At 63.5% G+C, this 15,298-nt stretch carries 21 protein-coding genes; 7 read left to right on the top strand and 14 right to left on the bottom strand.

The window, feature by feature from the left end:
* Positions 1–26 precede the first annotated feature (26 nt).
* From EKH81_RS00395 to EKH81_RS00385, 3 genes are all read right to left on the bottom strand, one after another.
* On the bottom strand, positions 27–776 hold the full coding sequence (locus EKH81_RS00395) for a M23 family metallopeptidase (protein WP_132059263.1): 750 nt from the start codon (positions 774–776) through the stop codon (positions 27–29).
* A 237-nt stretch (positions 777–1,013) separates the two neighbouring features.
* Positions 1,014–1,526, bottom strand: a complete 513-nt coding sequence (locus EKH81_RS00390) for a redoxin domain-containing protein (protein WP_132059262.1) — start codon at positions 1,524–1,526, stop codon at positions 1,014–1,016.
* Positions 1,526–1,813, bottom strand: coding sequence for a glutathione S-transferase N-terminal domain-containing protein (locus EKH81_RS00385; protein ID WP_132059261.1), 288 nt, complete (start codon positions 1,811–1,813; stop codon positions 1,526–1,528). The genes EKH81_RS00390 and EKH81_RS00385 overlap by 1 nt, the downstream gene beginning before the upstream one ends.
* 136 nt (positions 1,814–1,949) lie before the next feature.
* Between EKH81_RS00385 and EKH81_RS00380 the strand changes: the two genes are divergently transcribed.
* Positions 1,950–3,353 carry a hemolysin family protein gene (locus tag EKH81_RS00380; RefSeq protein ID WP_202935024.1) on the top strand — a complete coding sequence of 468 codons (1,404 nt, stop codon included), beginning with the start codon at positions 1,950–1,952 and terminating at the stop codon, positions 3,351–3,353.
* 156 nt (positions 3,354–3,509) lie between these two features.
* Here the strand turns inward: EKH81_RS00380 and EKH81_RS19515 are convergent, their stop codons facing one another.
* The 4 genes from EKH81_RS19515 to EKH81_RS00365 form a co-directional block, all read right to left on the bottom strand.
* Entirely contained in the window at positions 3,510–3,887 is a 378-nt protein-coding gene (locus tag EKH81_RS19515) for a hypothetical protein (RefSeq protein ID WP_238392084.1), read from the bottom strand.
* 194 nt (positions 3,888–4,081) lie between these two features.
* Positions 4,082–5,269, bottom strand: a complete 1,188-nt coding sequence (locus tag EKH81_RS00375; protein WP_132059260.1) for an inorganic phosphate transporter — start codon at positions 5,267–5,269, stop codon at positions 4,082–4,084.
* A 62-nt stretch (positions 5,270–5,331) separates the two neighbouring features.
* Positions 5,332–6,018, bottom strand: a complete 687-nt coding sequence (locus EKH81_RS00370) for a DUF5828 family protein (protein ID WP_132059259.1) — start codon at positions 6,016–6,018, stop codon at positions 5,332–5,334.
* A 58-nt stretch (positions 6,019–6,076) separates the two neighbouring features.
* The gene (locus EKH81_RS00365; protein WP_132059258.1) at positions 6,077–6,307 is read right to left on the bottom strand and encodes a DUF8007 family protein; all 231 of its coding nucleotides are present in this window, start codon (positions 6,305–6,307) and stop codon (positions 6,077–6,079) included.
* A gap of 168 nt (positions 6,308–6,475) precedes the next feature.
* On the opposite strand from EKH81_RS00365, the gene EKH81_RS00360 reads away from it, so the two are divergent.
* Together EKH81_RS00360 and EKH81_RS00355 are read left to right on the top strand one after the other, a co-directional pair.
* Positions 6,476–6,850 (top strand): cupin domain-containing protein, encoded by a 375-nt coding sequence (locus tag EKH81_RS00360; RefSeq protein WP_132059257.1) that lies wholly within the window; start codon positions 6,476–6,478, stop codon positions 6,848–6,850.
* Entirely contained in the window at positions 6,847–7,530 is a 684-nt protein-coding gene (locus EKH81_RS00355) for a DUF8052 family protein (RefSeq protein ID WP_238392083.1), read from the top strand. Before EKH81_RS00360 ends, EKH81_RS00355 begins: the two co-directional genes overlap by 4 nt.
* 20 nt (positions 7,531–7,550) lie before the next feature.
* On the opposite strand, the gene EKH81_RS00350 is transcribed toward EKH81_RS00355, so the two are convergent.
* The 5 genes from EKH81_RS00350 to EKH81_RS00330 form a co-directional block, all read right to left on the bottom strand.
* On the bottom strand, positions 7,551–9,293 hold the full coding sequence (locus EKH81_RS00350) for a carbon starvation CstA family protein (RefSeq protein ID WP_132059255.1): 1,743 nt from the start codon (positions 9,291–9,293) through the stop codon (positions 7,551–7,553).
* A 198-nt stretch (positions 9,294–9,491) separates the two neighbouring features.
* Positions 9,492–10,463: an ArsA family ATPase gene (locus tag EKH81_RS00345; protein WP_132059254.1), complete on the bottom strand. Its 972-nt coding sequence runs from the start codon at positions 10,461–10,463 to the stop codon at positions 9,492–9,494.
* A 1-nt stretch (position 10,464) separates the two neighbouring features.
* On the bottom strand, positions 10,465–10,761 hold the full coding sequence (locus EKH81_RS00340) for a DUF7990 family protein (protein ID WP_132059253.1): 297 nt from the start codon (positions 10,759–10,761) through the stop codon (positions 10,465–10,467).
* 120 nt (positions 10,762–10,881) lie between these two features.
* Positions 10,882–11,289, bottom strand: a complete 408-nt coding sequence (locus EKH81_RS00335; RefSeq protein WP_132059252.1) for an SRPBCC family protein — start codon at positions 11,287–11,289, stop codon at positions 10,882–10,884.
* 60 nt (positions 11,290–11,349) lie between these two features.
* Positions 11,350–11,670 (bottom strand): hypothetical protein, encoded by a 321-nt coding sequence (locus EKH81_RS00330; protein WP_132059251.1) that lies wholly within the window; start codon positions 11,668–11,670, stop codon positions 11,350–11,352.
* An 82-nt stretch (positions 11,671–11,752) separates the two neighbouring features.
* Here EKH81_RS00330 and EKH81_RS00325 point away from each other — a divergent pair, with 82 nt between their 5' ends.
* From EKH81_RS00325 to upp, 3 genes are all read left to right on the top strand, one after another.
* On the top strand, positions 11,753–11,932 hold the full coding sequence (locus EKH81_RS00325) for a DUF8107 family protein (RefSeq protein ID WP_132059250.1): 180 nt from the start codon (positions 11,753–11,755) through the stop codon (positions 11,930–11,932).
* Between the two features lie 65 nt (positions 11,933–11,997).
* Positions 11,998–12,540: a hypothetical protein gene (locus EKH81_RS00320; protein ID WP_132059249.1), complete on the top strand. Its 543-nt coding sequence runs from the start codon at positions 11,998–12,000 to the stop codon at positions 12,538–12,540.
* A 29-nt stretch (positions 12,541–12,569) separates the two neighbouring features.
* Positions 12,570–13,247, top strand: a complete 678-nt coding sequence (upp, locus tag EKH81_RS00315) for a uracil phosphoribosyltransferase (RefSeq protein ID WP_132059248.1) — start codon at positions 12,570–12,572, stop codon at positions 13,245–13,247.
* Positions 13,248–13,351: 104 nt separating this feature from the next.
* On the opposite strand, the gene EKH81_RS00310 is transcribed toward upp, so the two are convergent.
* The gene (locus tag EKH81_RS00310) at positions 13,352–13,549 is read right to left on the bottom strand and encodes a hypothetical protein (protein ID WP_132059247.1); all 198 of its coding nucleotides are present in this window, start codon (positions 13,547–13,549) and stop codon (positions 13,352–13,354) included.
* A 160-nt stretch (positions 13,550–13,709) separates the two neighbouring features.
* Between EKH81_RS00310 and EKH81_RS00305 the strand changes: the two genes are divergently transcribed.
* Positions 13,710–14,351 carry a hypothetical protein gene (locus EKH81_RS00305; protein ID WP_132059246.1) on the top strand — a complete coding sequence of 214 codons (642 nt, stop codon included), beginning with the start codon at positions 13,710–13,712 and terminating at the stop codon, positions 14,349–14,351.
* Positions 14,352–14,397: 46 nt separating this feature from the next.
* Here EKH81_RS00305 and EKH81_RS00300 read toward each other — a convergent pair whose 3' ends face one another.
* Positions 14,398–15,264 carry a universal stress protein gene (locus EKH81_RS00300; RefSeq protein WP_132059245.1) on the bottom strand — a complete coding sequence of 289 codons (867 nt, stop codon included), beginning with the start codon at positions 15,262–15,264 and terminating at the stop codon, positions 14,398–14,400.
* Positions 15,265–15,298 lie beyond the last annotated feature (34 nt).

Genomic DNA, 15,298 nt, shown 5'->3' with positions numbered 1-15,298 from the left:
GAAAAAAGCGTGGCGTCTGTCGGCGGTCAGTAGAAGGTGTTCGGGACGCCGGTGCCCTGCACGGCTTGGTCGTTCACGTCGTAGTAGCACCGCTTTTTCTCCCAGTTCGGGTCCCAAACCTGGAAGTCGAGGTGGGGACCGGTTCCGGCCCCGGTGTCGCCCTCGTAGGCGATAACGTCGCCGCGCTCGACCGTCGCGCCGTCCGCGGCCTCGAACGACTGCAGGTGGCCGTAGCCGGTCTTCCACCCGTTGCCGTGGTAGATGACGAGCCAGTTCCCGTACCCGCCCTCGTCGTACCGGTGTTCGACGGTTCCGCTCTCGGCCGCGTGGATGGGCGTGCCGCCGCCGTCGGCGAAGTCCACCGCGCGGTGGTAGCGACTCCCGCCGTCGCGAGTGTCCCAGTACGTCGATGTGACCGGCCCGGTCATGGGACACGCGAACGTCGCGGCGCTCAGGTAGTCCTCGGCGACCCAGCCCGTGACCGGGCCGTTGTCGTTGTCGCCGGAGAACTGGACTTTCCACCAGTTGTAGCCGTCGCTCGCCTCGGGACCTTCGAACACGCGCCCGCCGGTTCGCTCGGCGGCGGTCGCTTTGATGCCAGCACTCGTGGTGTGGTCGTCTCGAACGTTGAGGTCCGAGGTGGTGTACACCGGCGTCTCGTACTCGAAGTCTTTCGCGGCGCTCGCCGACCCAGAAGCCGCGGTGACTCCGACGCCGCCGACGACTGCCGCGCTCGATGCTTTGAGGAACGTCCGCCTCCCTATTTCTTTCGACATTTTTTGAGCCTCAAAGATAACACATGCCCCATGGAAATTAAAATCAACGCCTAGTATACTAGAGTTTATGTTGGAATTTGAGAAATCATGCTACGGTTCGTAGGTGGTGTCTCCGTCTCCCACTGGTGAGAACTGCTGGGATTCCGCCGTATCGAGAACGACGACGGCATTTGCCGTCGTCGCTCTCGATACGGCATTTATTCCGTCATATAGTCATTTTTGGCAACGCAGTCGCGTCTACAGCGATTCGATGGCCGCCCGAATCTCGTCGTAGTCGGGGAAGTCGGGCCACTCCGAGGCGACCCACGCGTACTCGACCGTCCGGTCGTCGTCGAGCAGGAACACCGCGGGTCGGGGTTCGCTCACGCCAGCCATGCCGTCGAGGTCGTGGACGATTCCGTACTCCTCGGCGACCCCGTTCTGCGGGTCCGAAAACAGTCGGTAGTCCATCTCGCGCTCCTCGATGAGTCGCTTGTGGGCGTAGGGGTCCGAGATGGAGAGGCCGACGATACGCACGTCGTAGTCGTCGTCCCACGCCCTGTCGCGGAGTTCGTTCCAGACGTACGTCGCGGGAAAGGCTCCGTCCATCGGGAAGAACACGAGCAGGACGGGCCCCTCGTCGGTGAGGTCCGAGAGCGAAGCGTCCTCCCAGTACTCGTCGTTGACCAGCGGCCGGGTGAAGTCGGGCGCGGTGTCGCCCGCCGCGAGGTGGTCGGTCTCGGGGAGTTCCACCACATCGAACTCCACCATCAGTTCGCACCCCCTCGCGCGCGCTCGTTCCCGTACGTCCGGTCGAGGTACTCCACGATGTTCCCGCTCTCGCTCATCGTGACGCCCGTGTTCTCGTCCACGATGGCGGGTACGCTCCGCTTGCCGCTGATGCGCTTGACGACGTTTCTATCGCTGTGCATCGGTTCCACGAACCGCGACTGATAGTCGAGGTCGTACTCGTGAAGTTTGCGCACGACGCGCTCGCAGAACGGGCACGCCTGTAGTCGGTAGAATGTGATTGTCGAGTCGTCGGCTCGCTGGCTCATGTCTTGGTGTTGGGGCGAAACAAGTGTAAGGTCTTCGCTCTCGGCAGTTCCACGTCAGTTCGGGAAAACAGTTCCACGTCAGTTCGAGGAAAAGAATAAAGAGTTAATCCCGCCGACTCTCAAGATGAGTTGTTGAATGGTGTCACTCTCGATGTTCGCGGTCGCACTCGCGCAGGCAACGCCTGTAGCTGAAGTGCTCGGTGTCGAACTCACGAAAGGCGTCATCACGTGGCTCGGAGTCCTGGCTATCATCGTTCTTATCGGTCTCTCGGCGTTCTTCTCGTCGTCGGAGATAGCGATGTTCTCGCTCGCGAAACACCGTGTGGACGCACTCGTCGAGGACGGCTTACCGGGCGCGGAGGCGGTTGCCGCGCTCAAATCCGACCCGCACCGGCTTCTCGTCACGATTCTCGTCGGCAACAACATCGTGAACATCGCGATGTCGTCCATCGCCACGGGCGTCCTCGCACTTCACCTCACGCAGGGACAGGCCGTGGCGGTCGCCACTTTCGGCATCACCGCGCTCGTTCTGCTGTTCGGCGAGAGCGCACCCAAGTCCTACGCCGTCGAGAACACCGAGTCGTGGGCGCTCCGAATCGCCAAGCCGCTGAAGTTCTCGGAATACGCCCTCCTCCCACTCGTCGTCACGTTCGACTACCTGACCCGCGTGGTCAACAAAGTCACGGGCGGCCGGTCGGCCATCGAGTCGTCGTACGTCACCCGCGACGAGATTCAGAACATGATAGAGACCGGCGAGCGCGAGGGCGTCCTCGAAGAAGAGGAGCGCGAGATGCTCCAGCGCATCTTCCGGTTCAACAACACCATCGCCAAGGAGGTCATGACCCCGCGCCTCGACATGACCGCGGTGGCGAGTACCGCCGACATCGAGGAGGCAATCGAGACGCTGGTCCAGAGCGGCCACGAGCGCGTCCCCATCTACGAGGGAAGCCTCGACAACATCATCGGCATCGTCCACATCCGCGACCTCGTCCGCGAGAACAGTTACGGCGAGAGCGACGACCTCGACCTGGACGACGTGATTCAGCCGACCCTTCACGTCCCCGAGAGCAAGAACGTGGACGAACTCCTGACCGAGATGCGCGAAAACCGGATGCAGATGGTCATCGTCATCGACGAGTTCGGCACCACCGAGGGACTGGTGACGATGGAGGACATGGTCGAGGAAATCGTCGGCGATATCCTCGAAGGCGAGGAAGAAGAGCCGATAGAGTACGTGGACGACGACACCGCCATCGTGCAGGGCGAACTCAACATCGACGAGGTCAACGAGGCTCTCGACATCGACCTCCCCGAGGGCGAGGAGTTCGAGACCATCGCGGGGTTCATCTTCAACCGCGCGGGCCGCCTCGTCGAGGAGGGCGAGGACATCACCTACGACGGAATCAGCCTCCACGTCGAACAGGTCGAGAACACCCGAATCATGGCGGTCCGCGTGACGAAGTTGGACGAGACCGAACGCGCCGAAATCGAGGGCGACGAGGAGAGCGAGATGCAGGAAGGCGTCGAGACCGAGGGTTAAGAGTCGTTCTCGTCGGGTTTCTTTGCGACGTATTTTCGAACGAACCGAGCGAGCCACTGTGGACCCGTGTATCCTTTTTGACTTTCTAGTTCGCGTCCGGTTTTCGGCGATTCGACCATGCTCAGTGTTTGCTCGACAACACATAAAAACTCTAGCTTAGAGTACTTCAACGAGTACCCCAAATGCGGTCAGTGTGATACCGCCACCGAGGAAACTCTGTGTGTACGTCAACAGACGGGCGTTCCCGTCGTTCAGTTCCTCCATCTCCCGAATCCAATTTTCGTATCCGTGGACCAATACTGCGAACCACTCGGCTTCGTCGTAGCTTCCTCTTCGTACGTCGAGTAGATAGTTCGGTCCTGCTCCGAAATCGGGGTCCGATGCGCTGTAGGTGAGTAGACCCAGCAAAATTGTAAGTAGAAGTGCAACGACACCCGCGATAGTGAACACATTGATAAATTGTCGTGCCCGCGGGAGCGTCGAAGACGAGACGAGTAGCCCGAAGACGAGAAACGTGATACGCATCGTCTGCATCGCTTTGGTGTCATATCACCGAGCATCTGAAGCTGATGGTCGAGGACGATCCGTGCTTCCTCCCGTCCCGACCGAAGCGCCGCTACGTCTGATATCTCTCCCTCTTGGCTTAGTTCGTCGTGTTCGCCCTTCTCTCGACCTTCCATCACGAAGGAGTCGCCCCGCCTTCGTACAAAAATCTACGCGACCGACGGTTACACCATCTCGATACCGGCAAACACGCCGTACGAGACGACGATAGCCAGTACGAGCGACCCGAGCCACGCCAGCACGGTGTAGCCCATCTTCCGGCCGCTGACGCCGCCGCCCTCGGCGGCGTAGCCGCTTCCGACGATGGCGCTCACGATGATTTCGTTGAACGACACCGGAATCCCGTAGAGGACCGCGACCTGCGCGATGGCGAACGAGGGAATGAGCGCGGCGATTGACCGCCGGGGGCCGAGCGCGGAGTAGTCCTGCGCGATGGCCTTTATCATTCGGGGCGCGCCGGTCCACGACCCCACGAGCAGGCCGAGACCGCCGCCCACGAGGACCGGAACGAGCGGGATGCCGAACGGGTCGAGCAGGGGAACGAGCGGACCGATGGCGAGACCGACCTGCGACCCACCGGCCGAGAACGCGACGAGACTCCCGAGCGCGAGGAGGAAGTGACGCTGGCCCGCGGCCTTGTCGCGCCCGATGTCCCAGAAGAGGAGCGCCGCGACCGCCGTCGAGAACGCGAGCGACACCGCGATTCGCCCGGCATCGATGCCCGCCACGTTCGGGAGCGAAAGGCCGCTCGCGGCGGTCGCCGCGAGCGACTGGCTCGACCCGGACGGACCGAGGACCGCGAACTCGATGTTCGCGACGATGAGACCGACCACGCCAGCGAGCAGCGAAATCGTGAGCCTGTCGCGGGTCCGCTTGGACCGAAGCAGTCTGGCAGTGCCGTACGCGATGGAGCTACCGATGAAGGGCGTGAGTATCCAGAGCGCGGCAATCTGGCGGTACTTCGCCCACGCCGGGTCGCCGCCCATCGCCAGGCCGACGCCGACGATGGCTCCCGTGACGGTGAACGCCGTCGCTATCGGATACCCGGTGAACACGCCGATGGCGACGAGCGCCGCCGCCACGAGCAGTCCGGTCGTGGCGGCGATTGCGGTCAGTTGCACGCCGCCGATGAGTTCGGTGCCGACCGCCTCCGAGACGTTCGCTCCCTGTAAAACCGCCCCGGCGAATCCGAGCAGACCGACCAGAAACCCCGCGCGCATCACCGAGATTGCGTTCGCACCGACCGCCGGGGCGAACGGCGTCGACCCCGACGACCCCGCGCCGATGGCCCACGCCATGAAGAGGCTCGCAATGGCAGCGATTACCAACGTCACGACGCCAGTCCCAACCATATCCGAACGTGTTGCCGACGGTAGAATAGTGTACCGGCCTGCCTCCGGTGTGTCGGCCCGTCTCAGGTGGTCTTCGACGTGGGCTCCTCGGGTTCTTTCGGCGGTTCGACACCTTCGGCGGCCTCGACCGTGTCGGTCCGCTTTTCGGTATCGACGTGCCACCGGTCGATTTCGCTCTCGTACGTCGCCAACTTCTCGCTGACCTTCGATTTGAGGTCGTCGTCGTTGACGTTGACCTCCAACACGAACTCGGGGTCGCCGTTGCCCCGGCCGACTCGCTGGACGTTGGCGCTCACGAGGTCGTTGTCGAAGTAGTAGGGCGCGAGCTGGGTCATCACCTTCTGGTAGACGGTGTCCTCGACCTTTCGAATCGCCTTTCGACTCGCGGAGTCGGCCGCACGGGCGACGTAGCTCACCGAATCCTGCCACTTACCCACGGCCTCGTCGGTCTTTTCCTCTTCGAGTTTCTCGTAGGATTCGGTTATCTTCTCGCCCGCCGTCTTGAGGTCGTCGTCGGGCGCTTTCCCCGCCTTCTCACCTTTCCCCTCGTTGACCGACGCCTGCTCTGCGGTCTTCTCGGAGACGTCCTCGCCGAGTCGCTCGTGGGACTTGGGCCGCCACTCATCCCACTCCTCGTAGGCGGTACCCGATACGTCTGCCTCACGGAGTGCTTCGGTGATGCGCTCACCGTGCTCGACGATGTCGCCCCAATCGCCGCGGAGTTTGAATCCCGAAACGCTCTCTTCCATTGGTACGCCTCCTAGCTTCGGTCTGTTAAACAGTTGTCGCCCGATGCGCGGTGTGTGATTAGCGACCGTACGTCAGTCGAGTCGCGGCGTCGTCGAGTCGGCGCTTGACCCGGCCGAGCCACACGACCGGCGCGTTGACCTTGCGGAGTTCCGAGTCGGACACCTCGATTCGCGGGCCGTCGAAGGGGTTGCGCCCGCCGCCCTCCTCGTCGCGGTCGCCGTCGGTCGTCATCGAGACGACGCTGGTCATCGAGCACCGGCCGCACGCTTCGGTTCGTTTGTCGTCCATGCTACCTTCCTGCGCGGAAATTAGGTGTCTTCGTTATTAAGGTTTCGGCGCTCGGAAACCGAGGTCCGAACGGAGCGACCCGCCCGCCACGCTGTTCCCGAGTCCAGACCCGACCGCCCTCTCGCGTCTGACCGAGAGTATTTACAGTCCCGTGTTCTGTGGTCCCACATGGGATACCACGTCATCGACCCGGCGTCGGTCGAACCGACGCCCGACCGGCCGTGCGTCCAGCGTGCGGTCGGCGAGGAGGCGGGGCTGGGGAACGTCGCGCTCAATCTCTACGAGGTCGAACCCGGCGAGCAGATTCCGCTCGCGTATCACTACCACGACGACCAAGAGGAGGTGTTCTACGTTCTCGACGGCGAGCTTCGAGTCGAGACCCCTGACGAGGAGTATGCGGTCCCCGAAAACCACCTGCTCGTCGTGGACCCCGACAGTCCGCAGCGAGCGTTCAATCCCGAGGATGCGAGCGCGAGCGTCCGGACGCTCGCGCTCGGCGCACCGCCCGTTGACGACGTTCACGCCTACGACCCCGATTCATGAGCGATTCGTCGTTCGACGCCGGTTCCGACGAGTCCGCGTCCAGCTCTACCCGCGCCGAATCAGCCGATTCGTCCGAGAGCGCCGACTCGCCCGCGTCCGCGGGCGAGTCGGCGCTCTCGGACGTGCCCGACTGGGACGACGAGTATCTCGACAGAGTGAGCGACCGCCTGATGTACCACTTCGACTTGGAGAAGGATTACCGGGTCCGAGGCGAGCGCTTCGACCTGTACGGCGAGGTACGCATCGAGAACCGAAAGCAGCTGTTTCATCCCGCGATTAACTACGCGAATCACGAGGCGCACGAACACCTGTTCGCCCGCCGGACCGGCCGCGCGACGGTCGAGAGCCTCGAACGCCTCGCGGAGTTAGGTCACGACCTCGCCGACGAGTGGATTGTCGCCGACGAGGAACACTTCGGGACGGAGTTCACGTTCGTTCTCGTCACCGATTCGATTTCCGAACCGGTCCGGGAGTTCGTCGAGGGATTCCGCGACCGCACGCTCCTTAAACTCGGCTTCTACGGCAAGTACGAAGTGAACCTCGTGGTCGTGGCTCCCGAAGCAGAACGGCTCGTGGCGAGCCGAAACGCCGACGCGGCGACCGCGTTCCGTCTCTGGGACGACGTTCCCCAAGCGGAGCCGGGTCTCCTCGAACGGTTCGTTCGCGCGCTCTGGAAATAGAAAGTCCGCGGTCGATTCGCTCAGTCGTCCTGTGGGGGCTGTCCGCCGTCGGCCGCCGGAGCGCCCTTGGGACCGCTTCTCGCCTTCTGAATGTTGCCGTAGCCCAGCCGGAGCAACGACAGCGCCAGCAGGATGAGCACCGTTCCGATGACAATCTGTAGGCCGAGCGACCATACCGCCTCGGACGACTCACCGAGGATGATGCCCTGATACAGATTCTGATAGTACTGGAGATACACCAGCGCGAGGATGGTGATTGTGGACATAATCGCCATCGGCACGCCGGTGCTGATGAGTTGTTTGTTCGCACTCCAGTTGGCGAGCCAGACCGTCGCGGCGAGGAGCGCCAGCGCCGCGAGTAGCTGATTCGCGCTCCCGAACAGTTGCCAGAGCGGCGTCCACGTCCCGGAGGCGATGAGACCGTACGCGATGACCGACTGGAAGCCAGCGTTCGCGTAGCGGTTGGTGGCGACCTCTTGGACCTGCGATTCGGGCGTCCCGATAATCTCTTCGAGCATGTACCGGCCCAGTCGGAGCGCGGTGTCGGTGGACGTGAGCAGGAAGCTCACCATCACGAGCGCCATGAACGGCGCGCCGTAGTCGACCGGGATGCCGAAGCTTGTCAGGATGATGCCGCCGCCGTCGGCGAAGTTCGGTAGCGCGAGACCGACGCCGCCGGTCGCGCCTTCCGGAGTGATGCCGACGATAGCGACTGCCGAGAGCGCGACCACGGCGAGCAGTCCCTCGCCGAGCATTCCGCCGTAGCCGATGAGTCGGGCGTCGGTCTCCTTGTTGAGTTGCTTCGCGGTCGTGCCCGACGAGACCAGCGAGTGGAATCCGCTTATCGTCCCGCACGCGATGGTGACGAACAGCATCGGGAACAGCGGACTCACGACGCCGAACGAGTCGCTCCCCCAGAAGCCGTTGTACGCGGGGATGTTGGTCTGGAGCGGTTCGGCGGGCGTCGTGATGAGCGTCCCGACGACGATGGCGATGAGTGCACCCCCGACGCCAGCGTACAGCAGGAACGACGAGAGATAGTCACGGGGTTGTAGCAGCACCCACACCGGTAGGACGCTCGCGATGAACGCGTATCCCAGGATGATGGGAATCCACATCTCCTGAGTGAGCGCGAAGGGGTACTGAATCCCGACCCAGACGCTCGCGAACACGCCGATGACGAACAGTATCGTGCCGGGGATGAACGGCCCGTTGAGTTGGTAGAGGTACACCCCGAACAGGAGCGCGAGCGTGATGTACAGGAAGCTCGCGGTCGCCGCGCTGGGGTACACCTCGAAGACCAGCGCGGTGACGTACGCGAACACGGCCACGACGAGGATGATGGTCAGGAACGCGAACCACAGCAGCATGTTCTTGCCCTCGTCGCCGACGTACTCGCCGATGATGTACCCGATTGACTTCCCTTCGTGTCGGAGACTGCTCGACAGCGACACGAAGTCGTGGACCGCGCCCATCAACGGATTGCCGATGGCAATCCACAGTATCGCCGGAACCCATCCCCAGATGAGTCCCGCCGTTATCGGGCCGACGATGGGTGCGCCGCCCGCGATACTCGAATAGTGATGCCCGAGTAGCACCGGCTTTTTCGCCGGAACGTACTCTTGACCGTCTTCGTATTTGTGCGCTGGCGTGGTCTCGGTTTCGTCGAGTTCGACGAACCGAGCGAGGTATCGCGAGTAACCGAGATACCCCACACTGAACAGTATCAGTACCAGCGCGACGAGTGTTATAATTTGAACCATGTCACGGTTCCTCAAAGCCTATGTGTGTGAGAGGCCCCTTAAAGGTTCATCATTATTTTTATGTCTTTCCGACACGTCATGCCCTTCTTCCCTAATTTAGGTTGTTAAAATATTCAATACGTCGGGACTGCATTACTCAGATAAAACGATACGCTTCGCGAACTTTCGCCCAATTGTCTCCCCGCCTGCGCCGGTCGGCTACGCGCGCTCGGGTTCGACGACCGTCTCGATGTCGAGTTCTTCCGCAACGTCGCTCAGTAACGACCCCTTGACCTCCTCGACGCGGTTCTCGATGGTCGCCACGATAGGCTGGTCGAACTCCTCGCGCACGGTGGCGATGCGCTCGCGCTCGGTCTCACACCGGTCGCGGAGGAACTGTGCGCCCCGGCCGGTCTCGTCGTCGTCGGGTTCGGGCGTGACCTTGTTGAGTACCAGACCTCGAACCCCCAGTCCGGACTCGGTGAGTTCGCCGACCGAGCGCTCGGTCTCCCGAATAGATAGCTCGTCTGGGTTGAGGACGAGGTAAAAGTCGGCGTCGTTCTGCAGGGTCTCTCCGGCGAACTCGAACATCTCCTTGCGCTCGGTGAGTCTGGCGATAATCGGGTCCTCCTGGGCCTTTCGCCGCGCCTCCCGGTCGCCGATGGCGGCCATCTCGTACAGGTCGATGCTCTGGGTGCGCTTCTCGACGAGTCGGTCTATCCACCCCTCCAGGAAGTCGGGAAGCGCGAGCAGGCGCAGGGTTCCGCCGGTCGGCGCGGTGTCGAACACCACGCGGTCGTACGCCTCGGAGTTCTCCATCACGTCGATGAAGCGGTCGAACAGCGCGGCCTCGTACGCGCCGGGCGTCCGGTGAGCCAACTCGACTTGGCGGTCGATTTCGTTGACGATGCCCGGACTCACCTGGTCAGTCATCGTCCGCTTGATGTCCATCATGTGGCGTTCGACCTCCTCCTCGGGGTCGATTTCCATCGCCCAGAGGTTCTCGTACCCCGAGACAGCCTCGGGGTCGTCGCCGAACTGCTGGTCGAACACGTCGGAGGTGCTGTGTGCCGGGTCGGTCGAGACGACCAGCGTCTTCAGTCCCGCCTCCGCGCACTTCAGGCCGTAGGCGCACGAGACAGTCGTCTTGCCGACGCCGCCTTTTCCGCCGAAGAAAACGAATTTGTGCATGTTAGAAGTGGTACTGCTGTCCCTTGCGTTCGACGAGCGATTCGCGGTCCCACATCCGGCGCTCCCACTGCTCGAACTCGTCGCCGAGGTACGGGAGGAGTTCGGCGGTGTAGTACGAGACCGGACTCGGGATGCCGAAGGCGTCGGCGAAGCACGCGAACATGAAGGCGTCGTCGCTGTCCTCGGCCTCCTTCTCGATGAGTTCGTAGGCCGGGTGTTCTATCATCCCGTGGTAGAGACCGTGGAGCCACTCAGTCACGGTTTCGCGATACGCCGCGATTCGCTCGGCGAGTGTCATCACGTCTCATACAGTTCCGCGGCGATAAAAGGGTGCCGCCACTCGCTCGGGGTCGCCGGTCGCGACCGGCGACCCCGAGCGAGGACTGTCGACGAACCGAACCGTGAACCGGCCGCCGACCTACACGTCCTCGGCCAGCGCGTCGAGCGCGCGCCGGAGTTCCCCGCGGCGCTTCCACGCCGCCACGCGGTCGGTCAGCCCCGAAATCGGGAGGCCGAGGCTCACCGACGACCGCCCGGTGACGCGACACCCCTCGTCTCTCGGCGCGACCGTAATCTCGGTCTCCATCGCGTCGAACGGTCCCGATTCGCCTCGCTGGCGGTAAAATAATCCGTCCTCGCGCTCCTCGAAGTCGAGTCGGATAGTGAGTCCGCGTGCGCCCGCGGTCACGGTGTGACCCACCTCGGTTTCCTCGACGTCGCGCACCTCGAAGCTTCCCTCGTACTCGACCACGGACGCGGGCGTGAGCGCGCGCTCGACGACTGCAGGCGGCGCGGACACGAATCGCGTGACTTCGACTTCGCGCATCGCTCTACTCTACGAAGGCCGTCTCGAAAGTGTTGGGGTGCCGGCGTCGCTCTCGGGCGACTACCCTCGAAACAGCGGGAGCAACAGCAGCGCGAACACGCCGACGACCGCGAGGCCCCCGAGCATCAGTCGCCGGAGGCGAACGTCCGCGGGAATCTCGCACCGGAGGTCGGGGCGGGCGGTCCAGACGAACCGATGGTAGGCCACGGCCGTCGTGAGGACGAACGCGGCCGTCGTGACCGCGAGCGCGCTCGACAGCGCGACGCCGAACTCCAAGAGGTACGGCGGGCCGAAGCTGTAGCACCCGAGAAATCCGCCGGATGCGACCACCAGAAACGGAACCGGGTCCACCGACTCCCCGAGGCTGTTCTCAGGGCGCATACGACTGCTTGGGCGTCCGTCGCCTTCGGTCTGCTGGCCCGACGCGGAAAGAGATAAGTCGGTGTGTCGGCGATACGTCGGCATGGCGAACTCGAAGGGCGACCCCCGCGTACTCTTCGCGATGAACCTCGTACTCTCGGCCGTGTTCGCGTCCACGGTCGTCTGGGGACTCGCGTTCATCGACGTGCTGGAGTACGAGTGGCGAACCGTCGCGGTCGCCACGGGGATTCTGATGGTCCTGACGCACGTCGTGGTTCGATAAGCGTCGAGACTTCGCGACCGAATCGGTACCGAAAGTTTATATTTGTTGGTGGAAAGAGGGCTTCAATGGCGAAATCGACGGTCAGCGCCGCGACCTGCCCGCACTGCGATGCGCGTCTCGACTACCTTCGGCGCGGGTGCGAAAGTTGCGAACAGCGCGTGTCGTGGACGTGGACCGAACCCTGCCTCGCCTGCGGCGCGGACGCCGACTACACTCGCTCGGCGTGTCCCGATTGCGAGGCGGACCTCTCGGCGTGGGACGGCATCGCCGAGCGCGTGCGCCGACTCCCGGCCCACGTAGACCTCCGAATCGCGAAAGACGCGGTCTCTCACCCGCGAACCGAGGGGTTCGTTGGGCACACGGGCGACCCGCGGGGCCAGTACGCCGACCTCCGGCGACCGCTCCCCGACGGCGCGGGTCTCCACGTCAAGGAGTACGCCGACCGCTTCGACGTTCACTGGGACAAGGTGGACCCCACGCGGAACTTCCTCGGCCACCTCGCCGCCGACGCGCCCCACTGGTTCCTGTTCGGGGGCTTCGCGGCGTTCAAGTTCGGGCGAATCCCGGCGAGTCTCGCGCTCGGTCTCGCCGGCTATATCAAGAGATAAGCCCCTACGCACCCCGCGTACGCACAGGCATGACCATCGAAGACCGCGGAGACGCCAAACTCATCACGCACGCGCTGGCACAGGACACGCTCTCGAAGATTCGAGACGTGGAGACCGAGCAGGTCGGCTTCCGGAAGGGCCTCGTGAAACTCGGCCGCATCTCGGGCTACGAAATCATCGACGGCGCGATGGAGACCGAGTACGTCGAACTCGAAACCCCGCTGACTACCACGACCGGCGAGCGCGTCAAGGGACTCGACGACGTGGTCATCATCAACGTCCTCCGCGCCGCGACTCCGTTCGTGGAAGGCCTGCTCAAGGCGTTCCCGCGAGCCAAGCAGGGAGTCATCTCCGCCGGGAGAAACGAGGAGGCGGGCATGAACGACGAGGGCGAGTTCCCCATCACCATCGACTACGTCAAACTGCCCGAAATCACCGAAGACGACACCGTCATCGTCGCCGACCCGATGCTCGCCACCGGTTCGACGATGTGCGCCGTGATGGACCGCATCACCGACGAACAGTCGGACCCCGAACACCTGTTCGTCCTCTCGGCGGTCAGCGCGCCCGACGGCCTGCTCCGAGTCGGCGAGGAGTTCCCCGAGGCCGACCTGCTCACGGTCTCCATCGACGACCACCTCGACGACGACGGCTTCATCGTTCCCGGATTGGGCGACGCTGGCGACCGCGCGTTCCGGACGACGTAAGGCGATTCAATCGAGCAGGTCCGTGGGGTCGGTCGCACCTGCGTCGAGTCCTTGTTTCGTGACCGCGGCAACCGAGACGTTAGTGTCGAGAAAAACCCGCTTACTCATGTGTCTTGGCGTAGCTCTCGAACTGCTTCGACTGAGTCGGCGTCTACTTCGTCGAACGCACCCGTGAGCATGTCACCGAGTTTCGGTTCTCTGTCTATGCCGTCGAGTGCGTCCCCAAGCTTTTCTCGTTCGTCTTCTTCGTCACAGGGGTCGCCGATTCTAAGAGACGAGACCCTTCTCCCAGTGTTTCCCATTGAGATTTAACACGAACGGGTAACTAAAATGATTTTCTCCGGACAAAGTATCGTGCGTAACGACCAAACACTAATCGAAGCGAATGACCGCCGCCACGACGCGTGATTCCGCCTCCCATCGACACAAGAAATACTTCGCTGGCGAACGGATTGTCGTCCGATGCCCTCCACGCGCCGAACGTTCGTCGTCGCAGGAGTCGCGGTTCTGGCCGGATGCACGACGAGCGAATCGCAGAGTCCGCAGACGACCGACAGCACCACGACGGAATCGAGCACTACGACCGAATCGACTGCGGAAACCGAGGAAACGACCGACCGCCCGAATCCGGACCGGACGCTCCAGTTCGGCGAGTCGCACGTGGACACCGGTCTCGAAATCACTGTCGAGACACCCTCAGTCGAGACGAACTTTCGCCACGACGGAGAGACGTACGTGATGCCCGACGACGAGGCGCTCGCGCTCGTACCGGTCGAATTTTACAACGCCGAGTCGGACGGACCACTGCCCATCGACGGCCCGCTGTTCACCCTTCTCGGCGACGGCACAGAAACGCTGGAAACCCACAGCGTCGAACACCCGGCGTTCGACCCGTCGGTTCGGGTCGAGGAGTTCGAGAACGTCTCGACTACGTCCCGCTGGTCCGCACAGGGTGGGTCCGTCAAATCCGGCGAGCGACGCTCGGGAATCGCCGTCTTTCGAGTTCCGGCGTCGGCCGACTCGTCCTCGCTCGCCGTCGTCTACGACTCCGACCGAATCAGAGACGACCGATTCGGCGGCGAAGTCGCCGCGTGGAAGTCATGACGCTCGGTCGGCGACGGCGAAGCTACGTCCGCCGAGCGTCCTCGCGCTACCATCTCGACAGCCGACCCACCAACGACCCTCGCCCCTTCTTCGCGATGATGACCGTCCCCTTCGCGCGCCGTCCGACCTCTTGGGGCGTCGAACCGACGATTTGCCGCCGGAGTCGCCCGGTTCGGGTCGCGCCCAGCACGGTCACGTCGCGCTCTTTCGACTCGGCGACGATGGCGTCGGCGACGCCATCGTCGCTGACCCGAACCGCGGTTTCGACTCGAACGTCCGCCAGTCGCTCGGTCCACGATGCGAGCAGTTCGCTGGCCGCGTCCTCCTCCTCGCGCCCGGACTCGACGACTCGCAGGAGGTCTATCCGGGCGTCGTTCGCGACCGCGATGGCCCGTGCGACCGACGCCGCGAAGTCGGCGTTCGGACTCTCGGCGACCGGCAGGAGGACCGCATCGACGCCGTTCGCGACCGCGCCGATTTTCTCGACCAGCACGTCGGCGTCGGACCGGCGCACGATTCTATCGACGTTGGTGCCGAGAATCGCGTTCTCCCGCGTTCGGTCCTGCCAGCCGACGACGAGGCAGTCGCAGTCGAGTTCAGAGACGGCGTGGAGGACGCCCCTCGCGACTGACGTCGCGACGAACAACTGTCCCGTGACGGGGACACCCGTGTCGGAGGCGACCGCGACCGCGCGGTCGAGGACCGCCCGGCGCTCGCCGCCGAACTCGCGGGTGATGACCTCGTCGGTGAACAGGCCGAACGGTGATTCCTGCGGCGTGACTACGACGCCGACGACCACGACCTCGCCGCCCTTCTCGCGGGCCACGTCCACCGCGGTCCGGGTCAACTGCTCGGCGTGGTCGGGATGGCCGACCGCGACGGCTATCCGGTAGTCGCTACTCTCTCCGCCCATCGTGACGTACTCACCGGCCGCGAACAAAAGCGTT

The sequence above is a fragment of the Halorussus amylolyticus genome, from assembly GCF_004143485.2.
Lineage (GTDB): Archaea > Halobacteriota > Halobacteria > Halobacteriales > Haladaptataceae > Halorussus > Halorussus amylolyticus.
The sequence above is the reverse complement of the archived record's forward strand: the minus strand, read 5'-3'. Positions and strand labels throughout refer to the sequence as shown.

Coding starts and splice junctions, on each gene's coding strand:
- EKH81_RS19515 (WP_238392084.1), bottom strand. CDS start 3,887: ATGCAGACGATGCGTATCACGTTTCTCGTCTTCGGGCTACTCGTCTCG.
- EKH81_RS00355 (WP_238392083.1), top strand. CDS start 6,847: ATGAGCGATTCGTCGTTCGACGCCGGTTCCGACGAGTCCGCGTCCAGC.
- EKH81_RS00345 (WP_132059254.1), bottom strand. CDS start 10,463: ATGCACAAATTCGTTTTCTTCGGCGGAAAAGGCGGCGTCGGCAAGACG.
- EKH81_RS00380 (WP_202935024.1), top strand. CDS start 1,950: ATGGTGTCACTCTCGATGTTCGCGGTCGCACTCGCGCAGGCAACGCCT.
- EKH81_RS00320 (WP_132059249.1), top strand. CDS start 11,998: ATGGCGAAATCGACGGTCAGCGCCGCGACCTGCCCGCACTGCGATGCG.
- EKH81_RS00375 (WP_132059260.1), bottom strand. CDS start 5,269: ATGGTTGGGACTGGCGTCGTGACGTTGGTAATCGCTGCCATTGCGAGC.
- EKH81_RS00390 (WP_132059262.1), bottom strand. CDS start 1,526: ATGGTGGAGTTCGATGTGGTGGAACTCCCCGAGACCGACCACCTCGCG.
- EKH81_RS00305 (WP_132059246.1), top strand. CDS start 13,710: ATGCCCTCCACGCGCCGAACGTTCGTCGTCGCAGGAGTCGCGGTTCTG.
- EKH81_RS00395 (WP_132059263.1), bottom strand. CDS start 776: ATGTCGAAAGAAATAGGGAGGCGGACGTTCCTCAAAGCATCGAGCGCG.
- EKH81_RS00385 (WP_132059261.1), bottom strand. CDS start 1,813: ATGAGCCAGCGAGCCGACGACTCGACAATCACATTCTACCGACTACAG.
- upp (WP_132059248.1), top strand. CDS start 12,570: ATGACCATCGAAGACCGCGGAGACGCCAAACTCATCACGCACGCGCTG.
- EKH81_RS00350 (WP_132059255.1), bottom strand. CDS start 9,293: ATGGTTCAAATTATAACACTCGTCGCGCTGGTACTGATACTGTTCAGT.
- EKH81_RS00365 (WP_132059258.1), bottom strand. CDS start 6,307: ATGGACGACAAACGAACCGAAGCGTGCGGCCGGTGCTCGATGACCAGC.
- EKH81_RS00370 (WP_132059259.1), bottom strand. CDS start 6,018: ATGGAAGAGAGCGTTTCGGGATTCAAACTCCGCGGCGATTGGGGCGAC.
- EKH81_RS00335 (WP_132059252.1), bottom strand. CDS start 11,289: ATGCGCGAAGTCGAAGTCACGCGATTCGTGTCCGCGCCGCCTGCAGTC.
- EKH81_RS00330 (WP_132059251.1), bottom strand. CDS start 11,670: ATGCGCCCTGAGAACAGCCTCGGGGAGTCGGTGGACCCGGTTCCGTTT.
- EKH81_RS00360 (WP_132059257.1), top strand. CDS start 6,476: ATGGGATACCACGTCATCGACCCGGCGTCGGTCGAACCGACGCCCGAC.
- EKH81_RS00310 (WP_132059247.1), bottom strand. CDS start 13,549: ATGGGAAACACTGGGAGAAGGGTCTCGTCTCTTAGAATCGGCGACCCC.
- EKH81_RS00340 (WP_132059253.1), bottom strand. CDS start 10,761: ATGACACTCGCCGAGCGAATCGCGGCGTATCGCGAAACCGTGACTGAG.
- EKH81_RS00325 (WP_132059250.1), top strand. CDS start 11,753: ATGGCGAACTCGAAGGGCGACCCCCGCGTACTCTTCGCGATGAACCTC.
- EKH81_RS00300 (WP_132059245.1), bottom strand. CDS start 15,264: ATGGGCGGAGAGAGTAGCGACTACCGGATAGCCGTCGCGGTCGGCCAT.